The 26,928-nt window shown below is 71.2% G+C and carries 23 protein-coding genes and 1 pseudogene; 18 read left to right on the forward strand and 6 right to left on the reverse strand.

All coding sequences use genetic code 11. From position 1 onward, the window contains the following. Positions 1-23 precede the first annotated feature (23 nt). Positions 24-662, reverse strand: coding sequence for a hypothetical protein (locus WME85_RS41355; protein ID WP_437829376.1), 639 nt, complete (start codon positions 660-662; stop codon positions 24-26). 520 nt (positions 663-1,182) lie between these two features. On the opposite strand from WME85_RS41355, the gene WME85_RS41360 reads away from it, so the two are divergent. Both WME85_RS41360 and WME85_RS41365 read left to right on the forward strand, forming a co-directional pair. Continuing rightward, positions 1,183-2,124, forward strand: coding sequence for a hypothetical protein (locus WME85_RS41360; protein WP_437829379.1), 942 nt, complete (start codon positions 1,183-1,185; stop codon positions 2,122-2,124). A gap of 115 nt (positions 2,125-2,239) precedes the next feature. Next, positions 2,240-2,671: a hypothetical protein gene (locus WME85_RS41365; RefSeq protein ID WP_437829381.1), complete on the forward strand. Its 432-nt coding sequence runs from the start codon at positions 2,240-2,242 to the stop codon at positions 2,669-2,671. Positions 2,672-2,695: 24 nt separating this feature from the next. Here WME85_RS41365 and WME85_RS41370 read toward each other — a convergent pair whose 3' ends face one another. The 3 genes from WME85_RS41370 to WME85_RS41380 all read right to left on the reverse strand — a co-directional run bounded on the left by WME85_RS41370 (position 2,696) and on the right by WME85_RS41380 (position 5,884). Then, a complete protein-coding gene (locus WME85_RS41370) occupies positions 2,696-3,187 on the reverse strand; it encodes a hypothetical protein (protein ID WP_437829383.1) in 492 nt (163 codons plus the stop codon). Between the two features lie 436 nt (positions 3,188-3,623). Next, the gene (locus WME85_RS41375) at positions 3,624-4,985 is read right to left on the reverse strand and encodes a protein kinase domain-containing protein (RefSeq protein WP_437829385.1); all 1,362 of its coding nucleotides are present in this window, start codon (positions 4,983-4,985) and stop codon (positions 3,624-3,626) included. 53 nt (positions 4,986-5,038) lie between these two features. Then, on the reverse strand, positions 5,039-5,884 hold the full coding sequence (locus WME85_RS41380; RefSeq protein ID WP_437829387.1) for a hypothetical protein: 846 nt from the start codon (positions 5,882-5,884) through the stop codon (positions 5,039-5,041). A gap of 353 nt (positions 5,885-6,237) precedes the next feature. On the opposite strand from WME85_RS41380, the gene WME85_RS41385 reads away from it, so the two are divergent. Then, positions 6,238-6,516, forward strand: a complete 279-nt coding sequence (locus tag WME85_RS41385; RefSeq protein WP_437829389.1) for a hypothetical protein — start codon at positions 6,238-6,240, stop codon at positions 6,514-6,516. Positions 6,517-6,572: 56 nt separating this feature from the next. Further along, on the forward strand, positions 6,573-6,962 hold the full coding sequence (locus WME85_RS41390; protein ID WP_437829391.1) for a hypothetical protein: 390 nt from the start codon (positions 6,573-6,575) through the stop codon (positions 6,960-6,962). A 1,054-nt stretch (positions 6,963-8,016) separates the two neighbouring features. Here WME85_RS41390 and WME85_RS41395 read toward each other — a convergent pair. Continuing rightward, on the reverse strand, positions 8,017-8,298 hold the full coding sequence (locus tag WME85_RS41395; protein WP_437829393.1) for a cupin domain-containing protein: 282 nt from the start codon (positions 8,296-8,298) through the stop codon (positions 8,017-8,019). A gap of 72 nt (positions 8,299-8,370) precedes the next feature. Continuing rightward, entirely contained in the window at positions 8,371-9,273 is a 903-nt protein-coding gene (locus tag WME85_RS41400) for a nucleotidyltransferase domain-containing protein (RefSeq protein ID WP_437829395.1), read from the reverse strand. Positions 9,274-9,412: 139 nt separating this feature from the next. On the opposite strand from WME85_RS41400, the gene aroA reads away from it, so the two are divergent. The 14 genes and pseudogenes from aroA (at position 9,413) to WME85_RS41470 (ending at position 26,917) form a co-directional block, all read left to right on the forward strand. Then, entirely contained in the window at positions 9,413-10,786 is a 1,374-nt protein-coding gene (gene aroA, locus WME85_RS41405; RefSeq protein WP_437829397.1) for a 3-phosphoshikimate 1-carboxyvinyltransferase, read from the forward strand. A 56-nt stretch (positions 10,787-10,842) separates the two neighbouring features. Next, positions 10,843-11,649 carry a (d)CMP kinase gene (gene cmk, locus WME85_RS41410; RefSeq protein ID WP_437829400.1) on the forward strand — a complete coding sequence of 269 codons (807 nt, stop codon included), beginning with the start codon at positions 10,843-10,845 and terminating at the stop codon, positions 11,647-11,649. Beyond that, positions 11,633-12,640, forward strand: coding sequence for a hypothetical protein (locus WME85_RS41415; protein WP_437829402.1), 1,008 nt, complete (start codon positions 11,633-11,635; stop codon positions 12,638-12,640). The genes cmk and WME85_RS41415 overlap by 17 nt, the downstream gene beginning before the upstream one ends. A gap of 300 nt (positions 12,641-12,940) precedes the next feature. After that, positions 12,941-14,125 (forward strand): hypothetical protein, encoded by a 1,185-nt coding sequence (locus tag WME85_RS41420; protein ID WP_437829404.1) that lies wholly within the window; start codon positions 12,941-12,943, stop codon positions 14,123-14,125. Positions 14,126-14,365: 240 nt separating this feature from the next. Next, positions 14,366-16,102, forward strand: a pseudogene (locus WME85_RS41425) (30S ribosomal protein S1); the annotation flags it as partial. A 185-nt stretch (positions 16,103-16,287) separates the two neighbouring features. Beyond that, positions 16,288-16,911, forward strand: a complete 624-nt coding sequence (locus WME85_RS41430; RefSeq protein ID WP_437829406.1) for a hypothetical protein — start codon at positions 16,288-16,290, stop codon at positions 16,909-16,911. Between the two features lie 188 nt (positions 16,912-17,099). After that, positions 17,100-17,651, forward strand: a complete 552-nt coding sequence (locus tag WME85_RS41435) for an HIT family protein (RefSeq protein ID WP_437304558.1) — start codon at positions 17,100-17,102, stop codon at positions 17,649-17,651. After that, on the forward strand, positions 17,648-19,099 hold the full coding sequence (locus tag WME85_RS41440; protein WP_437829408.1) for an AI-2E family transporter: 1,452 nt from the start codon (positions 17,648-17,650) through the stop codon (positions 19,097-19,099). Before WME85_RS41435 ends, WME85_RS41440 begins: the two co-directional genes overlap by 4 nt. Before the next feature lie 410 nt (positions 19,100-19,509). Beyond that, positions 19,510-20,457, forward strand: coding sequence for a hypothetical protein (locus WME85_RS41445; RefSeq protein WP_437502647.1), 948 nt, complete (start codon positions 19,510-19,512; stop codon positions 20,455-20,457). Positions 20,458-20,584: 127 nt separating this feature from the next. After that, positions 20,585-21,526, forward strand: coding sequence for a hypothetical protein (locus WME85_RS41450; protein WP_437829410.1), 942 nt, complete (start codon positions 20,585-20,587; stop codon positions 21,524-21,526). A gap of 115 nt (positions 21,527-21,641) precedes the next feature. Beyond that, positions 21,642-22,067: an HIT family protein gene (locus WME85_RS41455; protein WP_437304562.1), complete on the forward strand. Its 426-nt coding sequence runs from the start codon at positions 21,642-21,644 to the stop codon at positions 22,065-22,067. Between the two features lie 658 nt (positions 22,068-22,725). Further along, entirely contained in the window at positions 22,726-23,394 is a 669-nt protein-coding gene (locus WME85_RS41460) for a carbonic anhydrase (protein ID WP_437829413.1), read from the forward strand. A 51-nt stretch (positions 23,395-23,445) separates the two neighbouring features. Then, positions 23,446-25,071 carry a SulP family inorganic anion transporter gene (locus tag WME85_RS41465; protein WP_437829415.1) on the forward strand — a complete coding sequence of 542 codons (1,626 nt, stop codon included), beginning with the start codon at positions 23,446-23,448 and terminating at the stop codon, positions 25,069-25,071. Positions 25,072-25,447: 376 nt separating this feature from the next. After that, entirely contained in the window at positions 25,448-26,917 is a 1,470-nt protein-coding gene (locus tag WME85_RS41470; RefSeq protein ID WP_437829418.1) for an FAD-binding oxidoreductase, read from the forward strand. The last annotated feature ends 11 nt before the right edge of the window (positions 26,918-26,928 follow it).

The following is a 26,928-nucleotide window of genomic DNA, read 5'->3' on the forward strand; positions in this document are numbered from 1 at the left end:
CTGGAGCGCCCCGGAGGGCGCGATCAGGGCTGATCGAGCGGGGTCACGAGGAGGTCCTTCCGAGCGCCGTCGACCTCGACGCGCACCTCGATCCCGCGCCGATCGATCTCGTGGAGCGAGCGGATCGGCGTCACCTGCGCGTAGCGGTCGCCGGCGCCGCACCAGGTGCCCTGGAGCGCTGGCGCCTCGGCGCCCTCCGGCGTGAGGACGACCACCCCGGTGCGGCACCCGCTGTCGACCGCCGCGTAGAGGCCCTCGGCGCGGTCGAGGGACGCGGGGCGCAGCTGGAAGGCGAGCTCCGCGCCGTCGGGCGTGCGCAGCTGGCCGGCGTCGCCGCCGGGCTCGGCGTTGGCGGTCCATCCGCCCTTCGACAGGGAGAACGCGCCGCTCGCTTCCGCGGTCCCCTCGAACCAGCGGGTCATCGTCGCGTAGCTGCTCGCGCCGCCGCAGACGTAGAGCGTGATCTTGCCCTCGCCGCGCACGGCGGCGACGACGGCGTCCGTGCCCTCGACCGCGCCGACCGAGGTCTCGGGCGCCGGGTCCACGGCCTCCGCCGCGCACCCGGCGGAGAGCACGAAGCCGAGCGCCCCGGCGGCGCGCGCGAGCGCGCGGGGGCCCGCCAGGCCGAGACCGCTCCGTCCGGAAAGATGAAATAGTCCCATGGGGTCGTATTCTAACCGAGACGCGGGGCGTGGGAGGCGCCGGCGATCGCTGCGAATGGATCCGGGTGAGAGACCGGATCGCGGCGATGCCGCCAAACACGGTAGAGTACTTGACGAGGCTGAGCATGAATGGAACGGCGATCAGGTGGCTCGAGGGGAGGCAGCCTCATCATCGGATGGGCAAGCTGCAGTGCCGCTACCAGGCTGGTGGTCAGTGGACCGACTGGGCCGATCAGGAGCCGTGGTTCACTGTTCACGATATGCCGGGATGCCCGCCCACGCCCACCGACCCGACCGGCGGGCAACCGACAGACCCGACCGGCGGGCAACCGGGAGATCGGCCGTGAAGTGGTGGTCGAGCTTCCCGCCCGGAGGGGTCCAGCTGCGCGAAGCGGTCGCCGGACACGGCCTCTTTACGACCAAGGACCCTGAAACATGGACGTGGTATCTCGAGAATCTGGGAAGGCATTGCGCCGAAGCGTGGCGCGACGACTTGCTCGAGGAGGACCGCGAATGGGCAGTGCGACACCGCGAGAAGTTCGCGCGGTGGATCGACGACTCGCGACCCCCGGGCGTCGGCCAGGGAAACGCAGGTGCCCTCCTGAGCCGCCACCTACGCTTCGACTGGCAGCCGGCTCCCCCCTGGCCGATGCTGCTGGAGGCCGTCCGGAGCTCGTTCTTCACCATGATCGAGGCCTTCAAGAAAGAGCGCCCCGACACAAGCGAGCTTGCTACGGCCGACCCGACGTCTCGCCTCCACAGGACCTATCTCTGGCGGACGCTGACGTCCGACGACACGGCCGAGGAGCTCCGGGCCGAGGCGCTCCGCGCTTTCCGGAGGGGTTTTAGGATCGAGCGCCGCGGAAAACCGAGGACGCTGACGAGACCCATCCCGCCGGTGCTGAAGCCGCCCTTCGGCTGGGGCGCCGCGCCTGAGCTCCCCGGGCCGAGCGCCGCGCGCGACCGCGCCATCAGGGCCCTGCCGCCTCCGGCCAATCGAGAGGAGCTGGCGTCACGCGAGCAGGAGTTGCGCGCGCTGTATGCGAGCGCATGGCGGGAGGACGTCCCGGAGGAGGACCGCATCTGGGCAGCGCTGTACCGCGACACCTGCACGATGTCGATCAATTACCACTGGCGCAGGGCCCTCGCGCAGAGCGCCTGCGAAGGCTATCTCCAGAGCAGCGATGGACGCTTTGGCGGGGAGCCCGCTCGACCGTGGATGCGCCTGAGCCACCGCACCTCGGAACCATGGTGCTCTTTCGTGGATCGCGTCGTGGAGGCGCCCGAAGGCGAGAGCGATCTGGCAACGGCCGAGGCGGCAGTATGGGAATACTGGGACACGCTCTACCGGGAGGCGCCGCCGTGGGACAGCGACCCGGACCAGGCGCACTGGCTCGCGGCGCTCCGCGCTGCTCGAAGAAATGCGCAGGCCGACGATGGTCCGCCGGAGAGGGACACGTAGCGCGCTGACGGGGCCGTGCGCCGGGATTGTCGCGCTGTGGCTCGTATCCGCAGGCGCCCGGGCGCAAGGCGGTGCGCCGCCTCCGTGGCAAGTCGACGTCAAGGCGGTCTATGTCGTGCTGGGGGCGAGCGCCGCGCGGGCGACCGGCGGCATCGTGCCGTCGGTCACCGGCATGCATCGATGGCCCCTCCGTGACGCCGTGGATATCGGCCTCGGCGCTGACGCGGGGCTCTTCGGTCTGAGCGGCGATGCACGCTGGCTCGGCTTCCTGGGAGGCCCCACGGCGTCGGCCCGGGTCATGCCGTTCCGCATGCCCCTCTCCTTCGAGCTCACGGCGCGGCTCGACCTCGGGCGCGTCCCCGTGTGCAACGCGTGGGGGTTGTGCCTGCGGTACCTCGGATTCTTCCCGGCCGCGGAGCTCGGGGCGGCCTATCTGTCGACGCAGCACGTGGCGGTCGTGGCGACGTGCGGCGTCCGCTTCATCAGGACGCTCGCGTGGTCCGGTGTCAGCGTGGAGCCCGCAGCGGCTGGTCGGATTTCCTGGTAGGCGTGACCGCCCGACCTGGCCCGGCTAGTCGGCCCCGCTGCAGTCCGAGACGTGAAAGATCGCCATCTCGAGGCGCGCCTTCGCACCGTCGAAGAGCCGGACGAGGTCGCACGGCCCCGCCGCCACGTCGGCCTCGTACGGGTCGCTTTTCTGCTCCTGGACGACGATCTCGCATGCCCCCTGGTACAGCTCTCCGTCGATCCTCGCGGAGGTGTGAGGCGAGTCGGCCTCGTCCATCACGTCGAAGAAGGAAAGCGCCTCGCCATCCTTCGCCAGTGTCACGCTGAGCTCACCTTGATTGCGCAAGATGCACATCCCCGAGACCTCGTCACCGACATCCACGGCCTGCGTACCGTTTCCGCCGGTGTCGATCATCAGCTCTTCGCCGTCCCGCGAGACGATCACCTTGCCCGCAACCTCTGGATCCGCGATACACCCGCTGCCCGAAGCGCTGACGAGAGCCCAGAGCAGAGGGGGAAGCGCGCGCCCGAGGACACCTGCGCTCGTCTCGGTCATGTGGCGCATCCGTCGTGGCTTAGAGGGATCACCGTCGGCGGGTTCCCCCTGGGTGTGCAGCACATGACGTGCTCCTCTCCATCCTCTGCAACGTACGTCGCGCGGTCCTCGTATCCCTCCCAGCATACACCGTCCGCCTGGCTGGGGATGACGCACAGAGTGTACCCCTCGGGGATGTCGCCTCGAACCACGCCGGCGCAGGCGCGCGCGAACGTGGGCGACTCCGGGGTGGAGGGAGATTCTTTCTCCCACCCGTCCCAGAGAACATCCCTGTCTTCCGAGCAGCCTTGCGCCTCGTTCTGTGTGCCCTTCCGGAGCCACACGGCGGGGTCCCCTTCGTGGGGGCCTCGTCCGGGGCAGTCCAGATCGGGGACACAGCCGATCCCAGCGCTCGCGCCGATGAACAGAAGAACACATCGCATCGACAGAAGCCCTCCTAGTACAACGCAGGACCGCAGCTCACATCGCCGGTCTCGCAGTACGGCCGGCGCGGTTCGGACCTCGCCACCACGTCCCTTCGCCGCGAGAGCGCAGCGCGCGGGCGGCCGCCCGCTTCCTTCGACGTGGCTGGCGTCGACGTCGCGGGCGGCAGACGCTGCTGCTCACGCGACGTCACACCCCGGTATGCCGGATCGACCGCGAGCTTCTCCGCGCGGAGCACGACCCCAGCTGGGCGCAGCAGGCAGAGCGCGCCGGCGCACAGCGCAGCCAATGCGGCGACCGAAACGGCGATGCGGATCGCGAGCCGCCGCGGCGGCGTGTCGGCAGGGTTTCTCGGGGCCATCATCCGTGCTCGCCCAGGTTCTCGGACGAGGGAGGGCGGCGGTGGCAGCATTCGCTCCTGCGAAGCGGGAGCCGTACGCGATGGTACGTCAAGAGAGGGGATCTCCGGCAGCGGAGGCTCATCGTCGTTCAATATCGAAACGACCGGCGCGCCCTCGGACGAAGGGGCGTCCGGCTCTTCCGTCGAGGGGACCGACGAATGCGGGCCCTCCAGGTGGGAGCTGCGCAAGGTCGATGGCACCGCGCTAGCGATAGAGGCCTGTTCCCCGCCGCTGCCCGGCTCCCGGTCCAGCGTGGCCCATGCGTCCACGAGGCCCTCGAGCACGGTGGCGAAGTGGTCCACGTTTCTGTACCTGCGACGCGGATCCTCTGCCAAGGCCGTCTCGATGGCTGTAGCGACGGCACGCGGTGTGTCGATGGGGATCGTGGGCCGGTTCCGCTGCGCCCCCAACGTACCGGGCAGCCCAACGTCGAGCGAGCGGCGGCAGACGAGCTCGTAGAGCAAGATCCCGAGGCCATAAACGTCGGCTCGTGGACCCACCCGATCGCCGCGCAGCAGCTCAGGAGCCGCCACCAGCGGCTCCCGCGCGGCTTCGTGCGGCTCGATCCGGAACAGCCGGACCAAACCGAACTGGCTGATGCTGTAGTCCCGCTTCGACGTGATGAATACGCGGTCAGGCCCGAGCGCCCCATGGCACCAGCCCAGCGCGTGACACCGCTGGATCGTGCGGGCGACCTCGAGCACCATCCGCAGCGCGGTGACCCCGAGATCGGCCCCGCGCGTCGCGTCCTTGATGCTGATTCCGTGGCTTCGCCGGCACGCCACCCAGGCAGAGAGGCCGCCCGCATCGCCGTAGAGCGCGGGTTCGACCTGGGGAACCGCTCGCGCGATGCCCTGCAGGCGCTGAAGCTCCGAAGCGAAGGCCGTCCGGTCCATCGGCTGGCCCTCGCGCAGGTGCAACCAGACCGTCGCGCCCTCACCGCCCACCTGTTGGGCGAGGAACGTGCGGACCATGCCATCGTGAACCTCGCTGAGGATCCGGTGACCTTCCCAGATGATACCAGGCTCTACCACGAGAAACGCACCTCCGCGCCGCGCGCGCTCGCGCGGACCTTGGCGCCGCTCGGCAGCAGCGCGACCACCAGCGTCGCGGCCCCCAGCGCGCTACCGGCGACGAGAGCTGCCGTGCTGATGTGCTGCTTTACGTCGATGGCGAGCATCGCTCTCCGAGCTGGTTCCGTCTCCTCCCAGTCGGCATTGCACATCTCGGTCCTCAGGGCGCTGTCCTCGACCGATGCCACGATGTGCAGCACGATCCCGGACACCAGGAACGCCCCCGACGCTGCTGAGCCCGCGTAAAGGAGCCACGGCGCCGGAGGAGCCACCGGTTGTGCCGGCGCGCCCGCGGGCCTCGCCGGCGGCGAGGCGACGGGGCGAAGCCCCGCAGGCGCCGGGCTCAGGAGGAGAGCCCGCGATTCTCCCGCGGCGACACGCACGGTGGAGCGCGCCTTCCGGCCGTCCGGCAACACGGCAGTGACCTCATGTGGCCCCGGCTCGACGTAAATACGGCCGGTCTCGTCCATGATACGGCCGTCCGCGAGCACGGGCGCTGCACCAGCAGGCGCGAACACACGGAGCTCCGCCACCTGCCGGCGTGTCGCGGCCAGGTCCGCGTGCCGTGTGTCGTGGAGTCGCTGCTCCAGGGGCGTGGCCGGCGGGCGCATCTCCTGCACGCAGCGCGTGAGCTCCCCCGCCGCGTCCACCCAGCGCCCGAGGCGGCGATCCAGCTGCCCGAGCTGGCAGATCGCCACGGTGGATCTCTCGACATCGTAGATCTGCGCCCACAGGTCGCGGGCGCGCGCGATGTCCAGCCGATCGAGGGCCGCCTCCGCCTCCCTGACCAGGGCTGCCACGCGCGGCGACCGTGATGGCGACGGTGGTCGCGGCGGCGGCGCGGCGAAGGCCGGTGAAAGCGCGAGGAGGAACATCGTGACGGCCGCCGCTTTCGACCAACAGACGACCAGCGCAGGACGCAGCAAGGTTCACCTCGGCGCAACGCGGGGACCGGATGCCGCGCTGGCCCAATCCGGCGCGGCACCACCTCTTCCACCCAGCTTCGGCCGGAGCGGCGTCTGTTCCTCGCGCAGAGGTGAATTACCATGGATCTTCTCCCGCTGTGAATCCTGGATGGTCCCCATTTGTCGCCCATGGGCACATTCCGGAGTCAGACCAAAAATTCTCATCGTCAGACGGCTAATTTGCTCGCTTGGAGAACCGTGCGCCGTCGAAGCGGAAGCTCATCGGGCACCAGCCGCCGCCGCAGGTGGGACAACGGCCCGGCCAGGGCATCGTGACCAGCGCCGCCTCCTCGGCGTCGCAGGAACTCGCATGCCTTCACATCTCGGCTTGGCTGGGCCTCACGGTGGAGCTCATGCCCACGCTGGTGACGCGGATGATCGTCGGCGTGCTGAGGTGTCTCGGTGCGGCGCGGCTCAGCAACAGAGCCGCAGCTGGCCTGCTCTTCGCATCCGCAGATCCAGTGTGAACCCCGTGGACCTGCTGGTCCGTGGTGTGACGCGAGCAATCGGATGAGGAGGGGCCATGAGGTCGGCTACTTTCATCGTGGGCGTGGTTCCGCTGGCGGTCGCGTTCTACGCGGCTTGCAGCGTCGCCCCTGAGGCGGAAGCGGCGGACAACGCAAGCCTGGAAGAATCGCCCGCGAACACAGCCGGAGAGGAAGAACCGTCCGCGAGCACGACGAATGAGGAGTCTATCGGCGTGAGCGCGCAGGAAGTGAACTGGGTAGTAGCCTGCAAGAAGCTGGATCCTGTGGAGTGCATGATCAGGTGTGCTGAGGCGGGGGTTCCATGCCGACCATCGTACAAGCATCCATACAAGAACAACGCAGGCAACGGCAACCTCACTGGCTGCATGAAGAAGCCAAAGGAGGTTTGTGCGTACCGACGGGGCGCGAGGGTGGCCTGGCCTTAGCTCAGTGTTTGCGGCGCATCAGCACGGACGTGGTCGCCGAGCCCGCCGGGCCCGCGCCGGTCGACGACATCGCGCCGCCCGCCAGCGACGACGACGATCGAGCTCAGGCCACGGACACCGGCCAGTCTAGCTGTTGCGGCTGGGAGCGGCGATCATGCCGTGTCCTGCAAGACGTACTTGGCCGGCCGCACGGGTGGCATTCTCAAGGCTACTTCGGCGAGATCCCGGTCTGCCTCAGCACGCAAGGCCTCGAGCTTGGCCGCTGCTGCCGGAGAGACGTTCTCCGCTAGATAGCGCTCCACAAGCAAGAGGGCGCGGAGCGGCTCGGCTGCGCTCAGCCCGGCCGTCACCGCTCCGAGTCGCGCGCTCTCGCCCTCGAGGTCATCCGCCGTCTGCACGGGCCGACCGGCGCGATCGAAGGCCGGCGACGAGGGCGCGGCTGAACCCGCGCCGGCCAGCGACGCCGTGGCGCCCGGAGACGTTGGCAATGACGACGAGCTGTTCGACGGCGCCTGAGCCGGGCGCTCGTGACGCCACGCCACGACGGGTCCCCACGCTGGCGCCCGACGCAAAGCGTCTTGCTCGATCCGCCGCCCTCCACCCCACGAAAGTAAGGTATCTTGCTTTTTTCGCCGCCTGCCGGCGGTTGCGCGGCCATCCACTCGCGCGGAACGGGTGTCAGGCGACCATAATGGTAAGATATCTCACCGCCCAATGCTTCATGCGGCCATCCATGGTAAGATCTGTTACATCAAAGCGCCGCCAGCCAGCAGTTCTGCGTAAGATGACTCACATCAAAACGCCACCGGGCGGCCATTGCGGGTAGTTGACCTGCGCCAGGCGCCACCGGGCGGCGATTTCATGTAAATTATCTTACTTCGCACCGCCGCCGGGCGGCGATCGCTGACAGCCAGCTCGCGCCAGAGCGCCGCCGGGCGGCGATCGCCGACAGCCAGCTCGCGCCGAAGCACCGCACACCGGCCATCGCGCCCAGTGCGCTTGCGCCTTCCGGATCGAGGATCCGCCTCGGCGCCGCGGCCCCCCGCCGCCCCGCTCAGCCGAACCGGTAGTGCTTGCGCACCGGGGAGCGGACCTCCCACGTACAGCTCATCCCCGCCGGGAACGTCACCAGATCCCCCGCCTGGATGCGCACCGGCGCGCCGCCGCCCTCCGCGGGCGTCACGACCACGTCGCCCTCGAGCACGTAGCAGGTCTCCGGCTCGTCGTAGTGCCAGGAGAAGGTCGACACCTCCTTCGTCCAGATGGGCCAGCCGCGCGCCCCGAGCTTGTCCAGCTGCTCCTCCGACGGACCGTGCTCCAGCTTGATCGACTCCATGGCTCCTCGTCCTCGCGCGATGTGCCCCCAGGCCCGCCCCCGCGGCGTCCTCAGCCACCGTCCCGGCCGATGCTAGCAGCTCGGCTCACCCTGGCGGCACAGGTCGCGCGTCTCGCGCGCGAGCGCCTCCATGCGCCCGATACTCCCGAGCAGCGCGCCCGCGTCGAGGCCCGGCGCCGAGAGCATCGCCTCCACCCGGTCGGCGAAGCGCTCGGGGCACCGCGGGAGCGACCGCGTCCTCTGCACGGCGCCCTTCTCGTTGGAGACGTAGCGCTCGTTCAGCGCGAAGAGCGCCTGCACCAGGCAGGCCGCGGCGCGGAACAGACACCCGCTCACGTACAGCACGTCGCCGCGACTCCCCGCCTTGTGCGCCGTGTCGAGCGCGAAGCCGGCCTCCCACAGGAACCTGTCGAGGATCGCCCGCCGCAGGGCCGGCGGATACGGCGACGCGAGGGCCTTCAGCGGCCCGAGCGCGCCCCCCGGGTCGAAGAGCGGCCGGCAGTCGTGGACCTCGGCCAGGTAGATCGCGTTCAGGAAGCCGAGCGGGTGCCCGGGCTGGTAGTCGCACGTCACCTGCCCCGCGCGGCACTCCTCGATCACGCGCCGCACGCGGGCGAGATCGCGGTAGAGCCAGTCGACCCGGCGCCCCTCGACCTCCAGCCACGCGCCCCCGTTGATCCACGGCCCCCAGGCGCCGGGCGGCGTCACGACGTCATCGAGGCTGTTCGGGAGGAGCTCCTGCGCGAGCGGCGCCACCGCGCCCGCGGCGCCGCTCGCGCAGAGCTCCCGCGCGAGCGCGCGCAGCGCCGCCAGATCGGGCGGGCGCTCCGGCTCGTAGTAGATGCCCAGATCGATGTCCGAGTCCGGGTGGCCCGCCCCGCGGGAGAGTGAGCCGCCCAGCACGACCGCCACCACCCCCGGGACCGCGCCGAGCCGAGCCGCCACGCGCGCCGCCACGTCCAGTGCCTCGTTCACGTCGCCTCCTGTCTCCTGTCAATCCGCTCGATCCGCTCTATGCGCTCGATCCGCTCGATCCGCCGCGAGGCGCCGACCGTAGCACCAAGGCGCGTGCCTTCGCTGTGCCTGCCGCCGCCGTTCTGCTAAACGGCAACGCGTGCCCGACCTGATCGTCCACCCGGCGGAGCGGCCGCTCATCGGGAGCGTGCCGGTCCCTGCGGACAAGAGCATCGCCCACCGGGCGCTCCTCCTCGCCGGGCTCGCCACCGGGCGCAGCCGCGTCCAGGGCGGCATGCAGGGCGGCGACATCCGCTCGACCGTGAGCGCGCTGCGCGCCCTGGGCGTACGCGTCGACGAGCCGACGCCCGGCGAGCTCATCGTCGAGGGCGCCGGGCTCTCCGGCCTGCGCGCCCCGGACGGCCCCATCGACTGCGGCAACTCCGGCACCACGATGCGGCTCCTGTCGGGCATCCTCGTCGCCCAGCGCTTCGCCGCGCGGCTCACCGGCGACGCCTCGCTCTCGCGCCGCCCCATGGAGCGCGTCGCCAGGCCGCTCCGGCTCCGCGGCGGGCGCATCGAGGGGCAGCTCGACCCGCGCAAGATCGGCGAGATCACGGCGCCGCTCGACGTCGGGCCGCTGCCGGAGCCGCACGTGCTCTCGTCGATCGAGTACGAGCTCCCCGTCTCGTGCGACCAGGTGAAGAGCGCCCTCCTCCTCTCCGGCCTCTTCGCCGACGGCCCCACCTTCGTGCGCGAGCCGATCGTCTCGCGCGACCACACCGAGCGCATGCTCACCGCGCTCGGCGCGCCGATCGACTCGGTCGGCGCCATGGTCTGCCTCGACGCGCTCCGCTTCTCCGGCGCGCTGCCGGCCTTCGAGATCGACGTGCCCGGCGACCTCTCCGCGGCCGCGTTCCTGCTCGCCGCCGCGCAGATCGTGCCGGGCAGCCGCGTGACGGCGCGCCGCGTGGGCCTCAACCCCACGCGCGCCGGCCTGCTCGAGGTGCTGCGCGACATGGACAGCCCCATCGCCGTCGAGATCAAGGGCGAGTCCCTCGGCGAGCCGACCGGCGACCTGCACGTCTCCTTCAACGCCGGCGCCAGCCTGCGCGGCGGGCGCGCCGGCGGCGAGCTCGCGGCGCGCGCCATCGACGAGCTGCCGATCCTGCTCGGCCTCGGCGCGCGGGCGCGCGGCGTCACCGAGGTGTTCGACGCGAGGGAGCTGCGCGTCCAGGAGACCGACCGGATCGCGGCGATGGCGTCCGTGCTGGGCGCCTTCGGCCTGCGCTGCGAGGAGCGGACCGACGGGCTCCTCGTCGAGGGCAGGCCCGACCGGCCGCTCGACGCCGCCGACGTCGACAGCCGCGGCGATCACCGCATCGCGATGACGGCCGCCGTGCTCGGGCTCGCGGCGAGCGGGCCGACGCGCGTGCGCGACGCGGGCTGCATCGCGACGAGCTTCCCCCTCTTCGTCGGGACGCTGCGCGCCCTGGGCGCGCGCATCGAGGTCGAGGGAGCCCGCGCGGCGTGAGCGAGGGAGCGACGGAGCGAGGGAGCGACGGAGCGAGGGAGCGAGGAGGAGCGCAGGTGACGGAACGGCAGAGACAGGACGACGCGCGCCACCTCTCGGCCCCGGGCGAGGGCCGGCGGCTGCGCGTCGCCATCGACGGGCCGGCCGGCGCCGGCAAGGGCACCGTCGCGCGGGGGCTCGCCGAGCGGCTCGGCTACCTCCTCGTCGACACGGGCGCGATCTACCGCGCCGTCGCGCTCGCGGTCCACCGCGTGGGCCTCGCGTGGGACGAGAGCGGCGCGATCGGCGCCCTCGCCGAGGACCTCGCCAGCGGCGGGCGCATCGCGCTCGAGCGGAGCGAGGCCCCCGCGTCCGCGCCCGGCGCGCCGCCGGACGACAGCCCGGCCCAGTCGAGCGTCGGGGGCAGCGGCATGCGGGTGCTGCTCGACGGCGAGGACGTCTCCAGCGCGATCCGCGCGCCCGAGATCAGCCTCGGGGCGAGCCGGGTCTCCGCCATCCCCGCGGTGCGCAAGGCGCTGCTCGCGATGCAGCGGCAGGCCGGCGCGGGGGGCGGGGTCGTGCTCGAGGGGCGCGACATCGGCACCGTGGTGTTCCCGGACGCCGAGGTGAAGTTCTTCCTCACGGCGCCGGCCGAGATCCGCGCCAAGCGCCGGTACGACGAGCTCGTCGCGCGCGGCATGACCGTCAGCTTCGAGGCGACGCTGTCCGACGTGCTCCGCCGCGACAAGGCCGACAGCGAGCGCGCCGTCGCGCCGCTCCGCAAGGCCGACGACGCGATCCTCGTCGACTCCGGCCACCGGAGCCCGCCGGAGATCATCGACGAGATGGCGACGCTCGTGGAGGTCCGTGCGCGCGGCGGCTGAGCTCCGCGCCCGCGCCGCCGCCGGCGCTGCCCTGATTGCGCTCGCGCTCGCGCTCCCGGCCTGCGGGGACGCCGCGCCGGGGCTCGCCGGCGAGCGCGGCGCGAGGAGCGCCGCCGGCCCGCGGATCGTCCGGCGCGTCGAGCCGGCCGACCTCATCCCGGCCGACCTCGATCTCGTGGTGCGCGTCGACGTCGCCCGCATGCGCGCCGGCCTGGGCCAGGCCGCCGCGGACGAGCTCGCGCGGCGCGCGCTCGACGAGGCGCCCGACGAGGTGCTGGAGAGCGCCCTCCGCCGCGCGGACGTCGTCTGGCTCGGCCTGCGGCTCGCCGATCTCGAGGAGGGCGACCGCGTCGTCGTCCTCGAGGGCCGCATGGCCGGGCTCGCGCCCGATCCCGACCGCTGGGAGGCGGCGCCGCCTCCGTTCGGCGGCGTCTCCGTCTTCGACCGCCGCGGCGACGTGGACACGCGCGGGGAGGCGGCGCGGATCATCGCGCTCGGCGATCGCGCCGTCGCGCTGGTGTCCGCGGTCGAGGTGAGCAGCGTCGCGCGCGTCCTGCGCGACGGCCCCGACGCGCGCCGCGGCGACCCTGCCGCCGAGGGGCTCGTGAGCCTCGACCTGCGCGCGCGCCGGCTGCCCATCCCCCTCGCGCGGCGCTTCCCTTCGCTCGGCGCGCTCGTCGCCGGCGTCGAGCGCGTCCGCGCCGTGGCGTCCCTCGACGACGAGGGCGTGCGCCTCGACGCGGAGATCGTGGGCGTCGACGCGGCCGGCGCCACGCGCGCGGGCCGGTTCCTCGAGGTGCTCCGCGACAACGTCGAGGACGCCCGCTACGCCGGCCTCATGAAGGCGCTCTCGGTCGAGCAGGTGGAGCGCACCGTGCGGCTCCGCTGGCTCATCCCTGCGCCGGTCGTGCTCGCCCTGCTGTCCCGGCGCCCCGCGGCTGAACCGACGGAACCGACGGAACCGGCGGAACCGACGCCCGGCGCGCCGTAGTCGCTTGCTAGAGCGACGAACGGGTTGAAACCACGAGAGAAAGCAGGGAATTCACAGGGAGGCGGGGAGGCGGGGAGCGAGAGACGGCAAGAGATAGAACTTCATTTTTTCTTCCTCCCCGCCTCCCCGCCTCCCTGTGAATTTCTCCGGGTTTCAACGTGATCGATGTTCTAGCTCACCCGTCGAGCGATCTGGCCGTCCGGCGCTCCCGGATGAACCTGACGCCCGACACGTAGTAGTTCTCTTGCTTGTTCACTCGTTGAGCTATCCGGCCGTCCCGGCGCTCCCCCGGCTGAACCGATGCCCGACACCCTGATCGAAGAAGAAGAGCCGATCCGCCCCACCGTGACCGACGACGCCGCGGCGCCCGCGCCGACCCCCGGCGGCGACCCCGCCGAGGCGCGCGCCGGCGGCGACCCCGCCGAGGCGCGCGCCGGCGAGCAGCGCGAGCGCCCGCCCGCCGCCCCGCCGCGCCCGGGCCGGCCGCGGGCGGCCGCGTGCCTCCTCGCGGCGCTCGCGCTCCTCGCGCTGCTCGTCGGCGCCGCGCTCGGGGTCTACTTCTTCTTCTGGCGCTACGAGCCGACGGCCCGGCGCCACATCCCGGGCGACGCGAACATCGTGATCCGCCTCGAGACCGCCGAGCTCGCGCTCTTCGGCCCCGTGCGCCAGCACTTCCTCCCGCTGCTCGACGAGCCGGCGTCGGACGCGTCGCGCGCGTCGCGCAAGGCGCGCCTCGAGGCCGCGACCGGCCTCGATTTCCCCTCGGATCTGCGCGAGGTCGTGATCGCCTCGACCGACGCCACGAGCTGGGTCGCGCTCGCGGGCGGGCGCATCCCGAAGGACCGGTTCGTCGCCGGCATGGAGAAGATGGCCCGCGACGAGGGCTGGGACGGCTGGCGCCGCGAGGGCGATCTCTTCATCGTCGACAAGCTCCCGCGCGCCGTGATCGGCCAGGCCGACGACGGCACGATCGTCCTCGGCACGGACGTCGAGATCGTGAACGCCGCGCTGCCCGCGTCGGACGAGTGGCAGCGGCTCGATCTGCCCGAGCAGGGCCCGGTCACCTTCGCGCTGACGAGCGCCGCGTGGTCCGGCGCCGCCGGCGTGGTCTCCGCCGTGCTGCCGCGCGCCGGGGCGCTGTTCCGCCGCGTCGATCACGCCTCGGGCGCCCTCACCCTCGGCGCGGAGCCCGCGCTCGCGATGCGCCTCGCCCCCGCTTCGGGCGAGGCCGCGGCGGCGCTCGCGGCGGACACCCAGGCGCTGCTCGGCAGCCTCAAGCTCGCCCTCGCCGTGCTCCCGGACGTCGCCGGCGCCAGGGCCGCGCTCGAGGGAGCCCAGGCCCTCGCGCAGGGCGACCAGGTCGAGCTCCAGACGAAGTGGCCCTACGAGGGCCTCGATCGCGCCTGCGCAGACCTCGCACAGCGCGCCCGCGCGGCGCGCGACGCGCTCGACGGGATGAAGGCCGCCCCGAGCGCCGCGCCGTGAAGATGGCGCCCCCTTGAGCCGGCGAGCTCGTCGTTTCTCAGGGAAACGACAAAAACCTTCCGTGGCTCGGTCGTTGCATTGACAGAGGCCCCTCCTCAGACTACAGGCTCGCCTCTCCCGAGGGGCCGGGTGCATCGGTACGCGTGTGCCTGCCCCTCCGTCGCTCGTGCGTGGCACCATGGGTCCACGCCTACGCCCGCAGCGGCGAATCCCAGGGAAGGAAAGGAAACAAGAACGAACAACATGACTAGTAACATCCAAGTGGAGGCAGGCTCGTCCGGGGCGAGCATGGAGAGCTTTGCCGCGCTCTTCGAACAGAGCGTGGAGGGGGGCGATTTCGCGCGTGAAGGAGAGATCATCTCCGGCACCGTGGTCGCAGTGAACCGCGACTCTGTCGTGGTCGACATCGGCGGCAAGAGCGAGGGCGTCATCGCGCTCCGAGAGTTCTCGGACGCCGCGGGCCAGGCCGCCGTCAAGGCGGGCGACAAGGTCGACGTCTACATCGAGAGCCGCGAGAACGACGACGGCCTCGTCACCTTGTCGAAGGAGAAGGCCGACAAGATGAAGGTCTGGGATGAGATCTCGAACGCCTGCGAGGCGGACGAGCTCATCGAGGGCACGATCAGCCAGCGCGTGAAGGGCGGCCTCTCGGTCACCATCCGCGGCGGCGTGAAGGCCTTCCTCCCGGGCTCTCAGGTCGACCTCCGCCCGATCCGCAACTTGGACAAGCTGATCGGCCAGACCTACAAGTTCAAGGTCATCAAGTTCAACAAGAAGCGCGGCAACATCGTGCTCTCGCGGCGCGTGCTCCTCGAGCGCGAGCGCGACGAGATGAAGGCCAAGACGCTCGAGACGTTGACCGAAGGGATGACCGTCAAGGGGACCATCAAGAACATCACCGAGTACGGCGCGTTCGTCGACCTCGGCGGCATCGATGGCCTCCTGCACATCACGGACATGTCGTGGGGCCGCGTGAACCACCCGAGCGAGGTGTTCCAGGTCGGCGACGAGGTCCTCGTGAAGGTCCTCAAGTACAACGCCGACACCGAGCGCGTCTCCCTGGGCCTGAAGCAGACCCAGGAGGACCCGTGGAACCACGCCGAGGAGGCCTACCCCGCGGGCAAGAAGGTCCGCGGCAAGGTCATGTCGATCACCGACTACGGCGCGTTCGTCGAGCTGGAGCCGGGCGTCGAGGGCCTCATCCACGTCAGCGAGATGAGCTGGACCAAGAAGGTCAAGCACCCGTCGAAGCTGCTCGAGGTGGGCCAGGAGCTCGAGTGCCAGGTGCTCGAGGTCGACGCGCGCGCGAAGCGCATCAGCCTCGGTCTCAAGCAGCTGGAGCCCGATCCGTGGATGCTCTTCACGGACAAGTACCACCCCGGCGACAAGATCGCGGGCAAGGTCCGGTCCCTCACCGACTACGGCGTGTTCGTCGGGATCGAGGAGGGCGTCGACGGCATGGTCCACAAGAGCGATCTCTCGTGGTCGGTGCGCGTCAACAACCCGAGCGACCTGTACCACAAGGGCGACGACGTCGAGGCGATCATCCTCTCGATCAACCACGACGAGAAGAAGGTCTCCCTCGGCATCAAGCAGCTCTGGGACGATCCGTGGCCGAGCATGCTGACGGAGTACCCGCCCGGCCGCGTCATCGACGAGGCCCAGGTGGTGAGCATCGTCGACTACGGCGTGTTCGTGCGGCTGCGCGAGGGTGTGGAGGGTCTGATCTCGCAGAGCGACGTGCAGGAGCCCGAGGAGGGCAAGCTGAAGGTCGGCGACAAGGTCAAGGCCGAGATCTCCTCGCTCGACACGGTCGACCGCCGGCTCTTCCTGACGATGAAGAACATCGGCATGGAGCGCCCCGCGCCGGTCCGGCAGCAGCAGCAGAAGCGCAAGGACGACGACGACAAGCCGGTGGCCGGCACGATCGGCGATCTCATCAAGGAGAAGTTCGGCGCCAAGCTGGACCTGAAGTGACGTCGCCCGGCGCGCGGCCTCTCTGAGCGCCGCGCGCCAGGTGCGGACGTCGCCGCGTCAGGTGCGGCGGGTCGCGGCGCCCCGGCGCCGCTCGGCTCGCCGTGTGGACCCGATGTCATGAGAGGCGAGGCCCTTCCCGGGGCCTCGCCTCTTGCTTTTTCCGCGCCGTCACGGACGATCCGGCGATGAGAGGCCTCCTTGCGCGCGCCGCCCTCGCGGCGCCGGTCCTCGCCGCCGTGGCGCTCGGCGCGCCCTCTGCCCGCGCCGACGGCCCCCTCTCCCGCCCCGCGGCCGCGCCCCCGCGCGGCGCTCCCGCTCGCCCTTCAGCCGCGACCCTGGCCCGCCCGAGCGGCGCTCCCGCTCGCCCCGTGGCCGCGCCGGCCGCGCCTCGGCCCCGCGCCGGCGGCGCTCCTGCCCGGTCCGCCCTCGCGCCCCTGGCCGGCCCTGGCGGCGGCGGCGCACCTGCCCGCGTCTCGGGCGCGCCGCTCTGGCTGTCGTCCACGGCGCAGCCGCTCGCGCGCGGCGCCGATCCATGGTTCGGCGATGACAAGGCGCGCCATTTCTGCGCGTCAATGGTCCTCGCCAGCGGCGGGTACGCGCTCGGCGCGCTCGCGACCGAGGACATCGGCGGACGGATCGCGATCGGGGCGGCGGTCGCGCTCGGCGCTGGCCTCGCAAAGGAGGCCCTCGACGCCGCCGGGTACGGCACCCCCTCGTTCCGCGACCTCGTCTGGGATGCGCTCGGCACGTCCGCCGGGCTTGGCCTGTCGGTCTGGTTCGACCTCGCGGCGACGCCGATCCAGTTCTGAGGCCCGCGGCGGAGTCCGCTGCCGCCGGCGCGGGTCCAGCGTTGAGGCCGCGGCGGAGGCCGCGGCAGGCGGGCAACTCCGGCGCGAGGGCGGCGCCGGGCCGAACGCGGGCCATGCGAGCGCGATGCGAGCGCGATGAGCGCGCGGTGGTCCCGCGCGCGTGGTCGCCGTGCTAGCGTCTTCGCGACATGGGTAACCCCCTGTGGGCGCCCTGGCGCATCGAGTACATCCTTGCGCCGAAGGGCCAGGCCGACTGCATCTTCTGCGGCATCCCCCGCGCACCCGAGCAAGAACAGCGCGACCGGCTGGTCGTGGCCACGACTGGCCGCGCGTTCGTCATGCTCAACCGCTACCCGTTCGCGTCCGGGCACCTCCTCGTCGTCCCGCACGCGCACGTCGCCTCGCTCGACGCGCTCGATCCGGCCGACCACGAGGCGCTCTTCCGCCTCGTGCGCGAGTCGACGACCCGCCTGCGCGCCGCCCTCAAGTGCGAGGGCATGAACATCGGGATCAACCTTGGCACGGCCGCGGGCGCTGGCATCGCCGAGCACCTGCACGTGCACATCGTCCCGCGCTGGCCTGGCGACACCAACTTCATGCCGGTGCTCGCCGACGTCCGTGTCGTCCCGCAGGCGCTCGAGGCGACGCGCGACCACCTGCTGAGCTTCTTCGCCGACCTCCCCGCGTCGCGCATCGACGGCGGCGCCTCGGGCCCGGCCGCGCGCGGCGAGGCCTTGTGAGCGAGGGCCTCTCGCGGCGCACCGTGTTCCTGACGGTCAGCGCCGTCCTCACGGTGGCGGTGCTCGTCGTCTCCCACGCGGTGATGCTCCCGTTCGTGCTTGCGCTCGTCGTGGCTTACGTGCTCACGCCGGCGGTCGTCCGGCTCGAGCGCGCGCGCGTCCCGCGCTGGGCGGCGATCCTCGTCGTCTATGCCCTGGCGATCTCCGGGATCGCGAGCTTCTTCGCCCTCAGCGTCCCGCGCCTCGTCGTCGAGGGGAAGGCGCTCACGGCCGAGGCGCCGCGGCTCGCCGCGCGGCTCCGCGAGGAGTACCTGCCCGCGCTCGACGCGCGGCTCCGCCGCTGGTCGGGCCGCGAGCCCGTCGCGCCGCCCGTCGCGCCGCCCGAGGTCGACCCGGACGAGGGGCTCGACGAGCTCGCCGCGCCCCCTGAGGCCATCGCGCTGCCCCGGGAGGACGATCGCGAGCGCCCGCCCGTCCGCATCACGCCTGGCCCGGACGGCTCCTTCGACGTGCGGATCGCCGACGACATCGAGATCCGCGAGGCGGGCGACGGTGTCTGGCAGATCGCGCAGGCGCGCCCGAAGCACCCGCTCTCCAGCGCGAACATGCTCCAGGAGGGCTACGAGAAGGCGGCTGCTTACCTCAAGGAGAACTCGCTCACGGTCCTCCGGATTGGCCAGGCGATCGCGACCGCCATCTCCCGCGGCATCTTCAACCTCTTCATGACGTTGATGCTCGCCGGGTACATCATCCTGACGCACGAGAAGATCCTGCGCTTCTTCCGCGACCTCTGGCACCCGAGCTCGCGCGACTCGTTCGATCGGTTCCTTCGCCGGCTCGACCGCGGGCTCTCCGGCGTCGTCCGCGGCCAGCTCCTCATCTGCCTCGTGAACGGCGTCCTCTCGGCGATCGGCTTCTGGCTCTTCGGCCTCAAGTACTGGCCGATCCTCTCGGTCGTCGCGGCCGTGATGTCGCTGATCCCGATCTTCGGCTCGATCCTGAGCTCGATCCCGGCGGTGGTCATCGGCCTCACGCAGTCGTTCGGCACGGCGGTCGGGGTGCTCGCGTGGATCGTGGGCATTCACCAGCTCGAGGCGAACTTCCTGAACCCGAAGATCATCGGCGACTCGGCGAAGATCCACCCGGTCCTCGTGGTGCTCGCGCTCCTCATCGGCGAGCACTTCTTCCAGATCACCGGGGCGCTCTTCGCGGTCCCTTGCCTCTCGATCGCGCAGACGATCTTCCTTCACTTCCGCGAGTCCACGCTCGGCCTTGCCGATCCCACGGCCTCGATCCCGCCCGCGCGCGGCGGGCAGTTCGTCACCCCCTCGATCGAGCCGCTCCCGCCGTTGCGCGGCTTCGAGACGGTCCGCCCCGCGGTCACCCCTCTCCCCGCCTCCGGCCCCGAGGGCGAGCCCGGCGCGCGCGGCCCCGAGGCCGCAGGCTAGCCGCGTAATCCCTCCAAACCCACCGCAGGCCTCCGAGGGGGGTCGTCGCGCGGGGCGGCCACGGGCTGCTGTCTGAACCCCCCTTCAAATCCGTAGGCCCCCGGGGAGGGGGATCGTCGCGCGGGGTGGCCACGGGCTGCTGTCTGAGCCCCCTTCAAGTCCGTAGGCCCCCGGGGAGGGGGGTCGTCGCGCGGGGTGGCCACGGGCTGGTGTCTGAGCCCAATTGACGCGCTGTGTCCGGCGTGCGCAGCACGTCGGGCACAGCGCGTCCCAGGCGAGTTCAGCCCGTGGCCGCCCCGCGCGACGACCCCCCTCCCCGGGGGCCGGGCACCGCTGGCCGGCCCCCCGCAAGCCGGCTATGAGACCTCGCGCCCCGCGAGCAGGAAAGTCCGCCCCACGACCTCGAAGAGATGAAGACCCCCGTCAAACCCACCCCGAAGAAGCAGAGCCCCAAGCAGCAGCGCGAGCAGGCAGTCGCCGCGCTCCGCAGCGGCAAGCCGCCGGCCGACCCGCTCGCCCAGCTGAACCCGCGCTCGCTCGCCCTCCGCGTCGGCATCCCGGCGCTCATCATCTGGGCCATCGCCCTGGCGATCCCGGGGCTCTGGCCGAAGGTGGCCGCCGGCGTCCTGACGGTCATCGTCGCGGGCGTGATCCTCTGGGCCCTGCGCTTCGCGACCAAGACGCGCGCCGTCGCGCAGATCGTGCAGACCGCCGACACCGCCGAGGCCCGCAAGGACGCGATCGCCAAGCTCGACACCGAGTTCAAGAAGGACGACGCGGCCGCGACCTTCGCGAAGGCGCAGCTCCAGATGCAGGAGGACCCGCGGGCCGCGCTCCGGACGCTGGAGACCATCAACCTCGACAAGGTGATGGCCCCGATGGCCGACGAGGCGCGCGCCCAGCGCGGCATGATCCACCTCATCCTGAGCGAGACGGACGAGGCGCGGGCGCTCGTCGACAAGATCGACATGACCCGCCACAAGGAGCCGAAGATCCGCGCCATGATGGCCGCCATCGTCGGCGAGGCGTGGGCCCGGACCGGCCAGGCCGCGAAGGCGGTCGAGCTGCTCGAGACCTTCGATCCGAACGACGAGGCGTTCGCCGAGCTCAAGCCGCAGCTGCTCCGCTCGCGGGCGTTCGCCTACGCGTGGGCGAACAACACGAAGCAGATGAAGAACACCCTGCGGAGCCTGAACGGGCTGAACCCGCAGTACCTGAGCGGCTTCGTCACGAGGAAGAAGAGCCCCATGGGCGTCCCGCCGCGCGGCATCCACCCGATGCTCGAGAAGGAAGCGTTCGAGATGCTGATGCGCTCCGGCGCCGTCCCTCGCAAGATGCAGCAGGTGCGGCGCGGCTGAGCGGCGGGCGGGCGGGGCCTGCGGCTCCCCTCGCTTACCGGTGCCGGCGCGCGCGCGCGGACGTGTCGCCTCGCGGCGGGCGGGCCCTTGACGGGAGGCGCGCCGAGCGGCTCAGATCCGCGGCCTGATGAGAGGGACCGCGCTGATCTACAGCTCGCATAGCCGCTGCAACGTCATCCACAACGACTACATCGCGCAGCGCGCCCTGCGCGGGCAGGACAACAAGCGCGTCCTGTTCCTGCCGTTCTCGGAGGCGCCCCGCGACGGCGACGAGCGGGAGCGGCAGGAGTTCGCGTACGGCAACTTCCGCTGGTTCTTCCAGTTCTACGAGCGGTTCGGCCTCGAGCACGCGCCGTTCTACTGGACCAGCAGCCTGCGCAAGGAGGACGTCGACCTCCTCTGGCACCACCTCGCGTGGTCCGAGGTGGTGATCCTCGGCGGCGGCTACAGCACGACGGGGCTCTGGCGCTACAAGCAGCTCGGCGCCCAGTTCGACGGCGAGCCCGGCAAGTTCGGGCGGATCCTGCACGAGCGCCGGCAGCGGGGCCTGCTCACGGTCGGGTTCTCGGCCGGGGCCGATCAGCTCTGCCAGCACCTCTTCCGCCGGGTGTGGGACAGCCCCGGCGACAACGACGGCTTCGGCCTCGCGCGCGACACGCTGGTGACGCTCCACCACGAGCCGAGCCGCAACGGCGATCTCTGGCACGCCGCGAGGCGCATGCCCCACTGCTTCGTGTTCGGGCTCCCGAACGACTCCGGCATCAACGTGGACTGGGGCGTGCTCCCCTCCGGCAACCTCTGGCAGGTCCACGAGCTCATCATCGACACGACCTGGGACGACCCGGCCGACGCGCTCCACATCAAGACGCGGCAGGGCGCGCTCATCGACCACTTCGACCACACGGGCCGCCACTGGGCGTTCCACGGCGGCGACCACCTCGTGCGGATCACGTCGCAGGACGGCCGCTACGACCGGGCCTGGATGACGGCCGGCGGGCGGCTCCTCGACTACTGGACGCGCGAGCCGAGCGGCCACGGATCGATCGAGGACATCCTCGCGAGCCACTGAACGCGCGACCGAACGCGCGACCGAACGCGCGACCGAACGCGCGACCGAACGCGCGGCGCCAGGGGCAGGCGAGCATTGACGCCGGCCCCGCGGCGCGGCATCGCTCGGGGTCCCCTTGCCCGCTCGCCCTTGCATCTTTTGCAGCATCGTCCGGGGCGAAACCCCGGCCTACGTCGTGCTCGACGAGCCGGACGTGATCGCGTTCCTCGACAACCGCCCGCTCTTCCCCGGCCACTGCCTGCTGATCCCGCGCGTTCACCACGAGGTGCTCACCGACCTCCCGGCCGCGCTCGTGGGCCCGCTCTTCACGACCGCGCAGCGCCTCGCGCGCGCCGTGGAGTCGGCGCTCTCCGCAGATGGCTTCTTCGTCGCCATCAACAACCGCGTCAGCCAGAGCGTCCCCCACCTGCACGTCCATGTGGTGCCGCGCCGCCAAAAGGACGGTCTGAAGGGCTTCTTCTGGCCTCGTTACAAATATGCGAGTGAGCGCGAGATGTGCGACGTTCGTGACGCCATCGTGACCGCGTGCGCGGACGGTTGAATCCGGCAAGGAGAACGGTTATCTGGACGTGGAGCCGTCCTAGCTCAGGCGCGAGGCATCCGTCCTTGAGCGGCGCATTTTGCCACAGTCGGGGTTTCGCCCGGGTGGCGCCTTGCGACGCACCGAGCCCGCCGCCAGGTTAAGGAATAGAGCGGGTCTCTCCCCGGTTCGAAGGGCCGACAAGCTGTCTCATCCTGAACGATGCTAGGCCTTCGGTCATATTTTCCCCGGATCGCGCTGCTCATCGCGCTGATCCTCGCGCCGGTTATGCTGGCACGGGGGAACATCAGCCGCGTTGTAACGAGCAACCCCGATGTTTCGGGCGCGTTTCGTAGCGGATCCGCCGAACCTGACCACGTTGATGTCGAGGCCTTGCAGCCGCCGTCCCGCAGCGGGACCCACCGGACCCGCGCGATGCGCTCGGTGGCGAACTCGGGCGCCGCACCGCCGCGCGCCCTGCTCGTCGCCGACCTGCGGCTCGTCCGCATCCCCTCGCCCGTCCCTCACCCTCCCGTCCGTCGCCCTCCACCACGCCTGCTGAACTGATCGGCTAGCTCCGGCCCTGCGGCGCTCGCCTCAGGGACGGAGGAGCTGGAAACGGAGGTGTTCACGACGACTGCCGCGCTGGAGCAGCGCGGCCAATGTGAGGGTTTGTTCAATGCAGAAGCTAGCTGACGGGTTGCACAAGTTCCATGCCGAGGTCTGCCGCAGCCATGAGGATCTCTTCCGCCACCTGGCGAGGGGTCAGCGGCCTGAGGCGCTGTTCATCACGTGCTCGGATAGCCGGATCAACCCGAACCTGATCACGCAGACCCAGCCGGGCGACATCTTCATCGTGCGCAACGCCGGCAACATCGTGCCGCCGTACGGCGCCAGCAACGGCAGCGAGGCCGCGGCGATCGAGTTCGCGGTGGCGCACCTCGAGGTCAAGCACATCATCATCTGCGGTCACACGCTGTGCGGCGCGATGCGCGGGCTGCTCGATCCCTCGGGCCTCGACGAGATGCCGGCGGTCAAGTCGTGGCTCCAGCACGCGGAGCTGACGCGCCGCCTGGTCCAGGAGAACTACCCGCACATCGAAGGGGAGGATCGGCTGACGATCACGGTCGAGGAGAACGTGCTCGCCCAGATCGAGAACCTCCGCACGCATCCGACGGTCCGCGCGCGCCTCGCGCGCGGCGAGCTCTCTGTCTACGCCTGGGTCTTCAAGATCGAGACCGGGCGAGTCTTTCAGTTCGAGCACTCCACGGGCCAGTTCGGACCGATGGGCGACACGGTACCCCCGTCGGCGCTCCCGGAGACTGCGGTCTTCCGGCGAGCCATCTGAGCGCCTGACAGGCAAGGACCCAAGACCTCCCTCGAACAAGAGAGCCATCCGATGCAGTTCCAGAATGCCACTCAAGCAAGCGTGGGGGCGGAGCACGCCGGCGCCCCTGTCTTCGCCGCCGCGAGCGACGCGGCAGCCCGGGGGGCGCCGCAAGCGGCGCCCGAGAAGGAGAGCGCGCCCCCGCTCGACCCGCGCCTCAGCGCGAACCTCAAGTACGACATCCCCGCCGGCCTGGTCGTCTTCCTCGTCGCCCTGCCGCTCTGCCTGGGCATCGCGCTCGCGTCGGGGGCCCCTCTCCTGTCCGGCATCGTCGCCGGCATCATGGGCGGGCTGATCATCCCGCTCGTGAGCCGCGCCCAGCTCAGCGTGAGCGGCCCGGCGGCGGGCCTCGCGGCCATCGTGCTCGCGGGCATCACCAGCCTGCAGAGCTTCCAGGCCTTCGCGATGGCCGTGGTGATCGGCGGCGTCCTGCAGCTCGCGCTCGGCGTGCTGAAGGCCGGCGCGATCAGCCACTTCTTCCCCTCCTCGGTCATCAAGGGGATGCTCGCGGCCATCGGCGTCCTGCTGATCCTGAAGCAGCTCCCGCACGCCGTCGGCTTCGACAAGGACAACTTCGCGTCCGAGTCGTTCAAGGCCGACGGCGGCAACACCTTCACGATGCTGGGCCAGGCGACGCAGGCGATCGAGTGGGGCGCGTTCCTCCTCAGCGCCGTCTGCCTCGCCATCCTGGTCGGGTGGGAGAAGTCGCGCCTCGCGAAGATCTCGTGGCTGCCCGCCCCCCTGGCCGCGGTGCTCGTCGCGACGCTCGGCAACGAGCTGTTCAAGGTGGCGGTCCCGTCCCTCGCGCTCGAGCAGAAGCACCTCGTGTCGCTGCCCACCGGCGATCTGTTCAGCGCGCTCCAGCAGCCGGACTGGTCCGCGATCATGCGGCCCGAGGTCTGGGTGCTCGGCGTGACCCTGGCGATCGTCGCCAGCCTCGAGACGCTGCTCAACCTGGAGGCCGTCGACCGGATCGACCCGTGGCAGCGCAAGTCGCCGCCGAACCGGGAGCTCGTCGCGCAGGGGCTCGCCAACGTCGCCTCCGGGCTCGTCGGCGGCCTGCCGGTCACGTCGGTCATCGTGCGCAGCAGCGCCAACACGAACGCCGGCGCGCGCACGCGGGTCTCCGCCTTCACGCACGGCGCGCTCCTCCTGCTCGCCGTCGTGTTCGCCGCGGGGCTGCTCTCGCACATCCCGCTCGCGTGCCTCGCGACGATCCTGCTCGTGACGGGCTACAAGCTGGCGAAGCCGAAGATCTTCGCCGAGATGCACAAGCTCGGCTGGAGCCACTTCATCCCGTTCGTGGTGACGATCGTGGCCATCGTGCTGACCGATCTCCTGAAGGGCATCGCCATCGGCCTGGCGGTCGGCGTGCTCTTCGTGCTGAGGACGCAGATGAACCGCGTGTTCGACGTGATCCACGAGGGGGCGCGCGTGACCATCCGGTTCAACAAGGCGGCCTACTTCTTCACGCAGGGCAAGCTCGTCACGCTCTTCGAGCGGCTGCCGAGCGACACGCACGTGGTCGTCGACGCCCAGGGGGCGTCCTACGTCGACCATGACGTCGCGGAGCTCATCCGGCGCTTCCAGCAGTCCGCGCCCCGGCGGAATATCCGCGTCGACGTCCTGGGCCTTTAGAGCGGCACGCGCCCGCTGCGGATACGGGCCCACCTCGACGTTTTCGGTGCTCGGCGCACAGGAGTGCGCCTCCGCGCCGAAAACGCCGATCTGGGCCCGTCTCCTGTGCGGGCGCGCGCCGCTCGGCGACGGCGGTCCGGGGGAGCGGCGGGGCGAAGTTGCCCTTTCCTTCCGTTTCGAGCGACGCTGCACGGATGCGTCCTGCTCTCGATACAACCGGCACGACAGGCGAAGTCACCCTCCTCTCCGGCGCGGGTTGAGCATGGGCGCTGGAGCTGCCAGCGGAGCGCGAAGAGGCGCGGGCGGCGGCCTCGCTTATGTGGGGGGCGCTCCTCCGCCGCCGCGACTGGAGGAGATCCCCCGGAAGCCGCTCTGCTTGCTCCAGGGGTACGGGGGGCTGCACCAGTCGTGCGGGGACCTCTACACCCCGACCTCGGTCGAGCAGCTCCGGGTGCTGTTCCGCATGGCGGCGCGGACGGGGCGCAGGATCACGTTCCGCGCCGGGGCCCAGTCGTTCGACGGGCAGGCGCTGAACGACGACGTCGTGATCTCGATGAGCCGCTTCGACGCCATCGAGATCGACGTGGAGGGGGCGCGCATGACCGTGGGCGCGGGCGCCACGTGGGGCGCCATCGCCCGCGAGCTCGCCGCGCGCGGCTTCGTGCCGTACACGGCCGTGTCGACGAGCTACGCCACCGCGGGGGGCACCGTCTCGGGGGACTGCCTCTCGCGCTTCTCGGGCATCGGCGGCAAGGAGGGGCACTACGTCGAGCGGCTGACGCTCCTCACCCTCGACGGGCAGCTGCTCTCGCTCGGCCGCGACGAGGCGACGAGCGCGCTGTTCCACGCGGTGATCGGCGGCCTCGGCTACCTCGGCGCGGTGATCGACGTCACGTACCGCGTCGCGCGCGTCGCCCCGGCCGGGACGCCGATCCGGGTGGAGACCCAGGCGACGCGCTGCGCGTCGTTCGAGGAGCTCGCCGCGACGCTCGTCCCCCGCCCCGAGCTGCTCCTGCGCTCGGAAGGAGGCAGCGCGGACGAGGACGGATGGATCCCGGAGGCGCTGTTCTCGATCGCCTTCCAGACGCTCGACGGGAGCAGGGGAATGATCCTCCGGTCGCGGTACGTCGCGGGGACGTCGCGCGCGCTCCGCCCGCTGCTCACCCATCGCCCCCGGCACGCGCTCCGCGTGCCGATCGAGTGGCTGATGCGGGCGTCCGTGGTGAGCCGGGGTGTCTGGACGATCATCGACCGGTTCTTCTTCGACGTCTCGCGGCCGTACGTCGATGAGCTCATGGGCTACCTGTTCTTCATGGACGGCAACGTCGTCGCGAAGCGCATCGCGCAAACGTTCGGCGTGCCCATGACGACGGTACAGCAGGCCTTCATGATCCCGTACGACCCGGGCGCCCCGGAGGACAGCCTGCGCCGGCTCGCCGGCTTCCTGAGCAAGGTCGACGAGATCGCCAACCGGGACGGGATCCCGCCGCTGCTGCTCGACGTGCTGCACATCCAGGGCGACCGGTTCCTCCTCTCGGCGAACCACGGGACCGACGGCTTCGCGGTGACGCTCGCATTCCAGGCATCGGACGAAGACAGCGTGTGCCGTATCCGCCTGCGGCTGACCGAGCTCAGCGCGCACACCCTCGAGCTCGGCGGCCGGGTCTACCTGGTGAAGAACGTCCATGCGGCGGCCGAGCACCTCCAGGCGATGTACGCGCACGCGCTCCCGGAGTTCGTCCGGCTGAAGCAGCTCGTCGATCCCGACGGGCTGCTGCGCAACGACTTCCTCGAGCGGGTGTTCCCCGCGCACTTCCGTCCGGCGCCACGGCTCGCCCGCCGGTGAGCACGGCGCGC

It is taken from the genome of Sorangium sp. So ce1153 (assembly GCF_051521595.1).
In the GTDB taxonomy this organism is placed as follows: domain Bacteria; phylum Myxococcota_A; class Polyangia; order Polyangiales; family Polyangiaceae; genus Sorangium.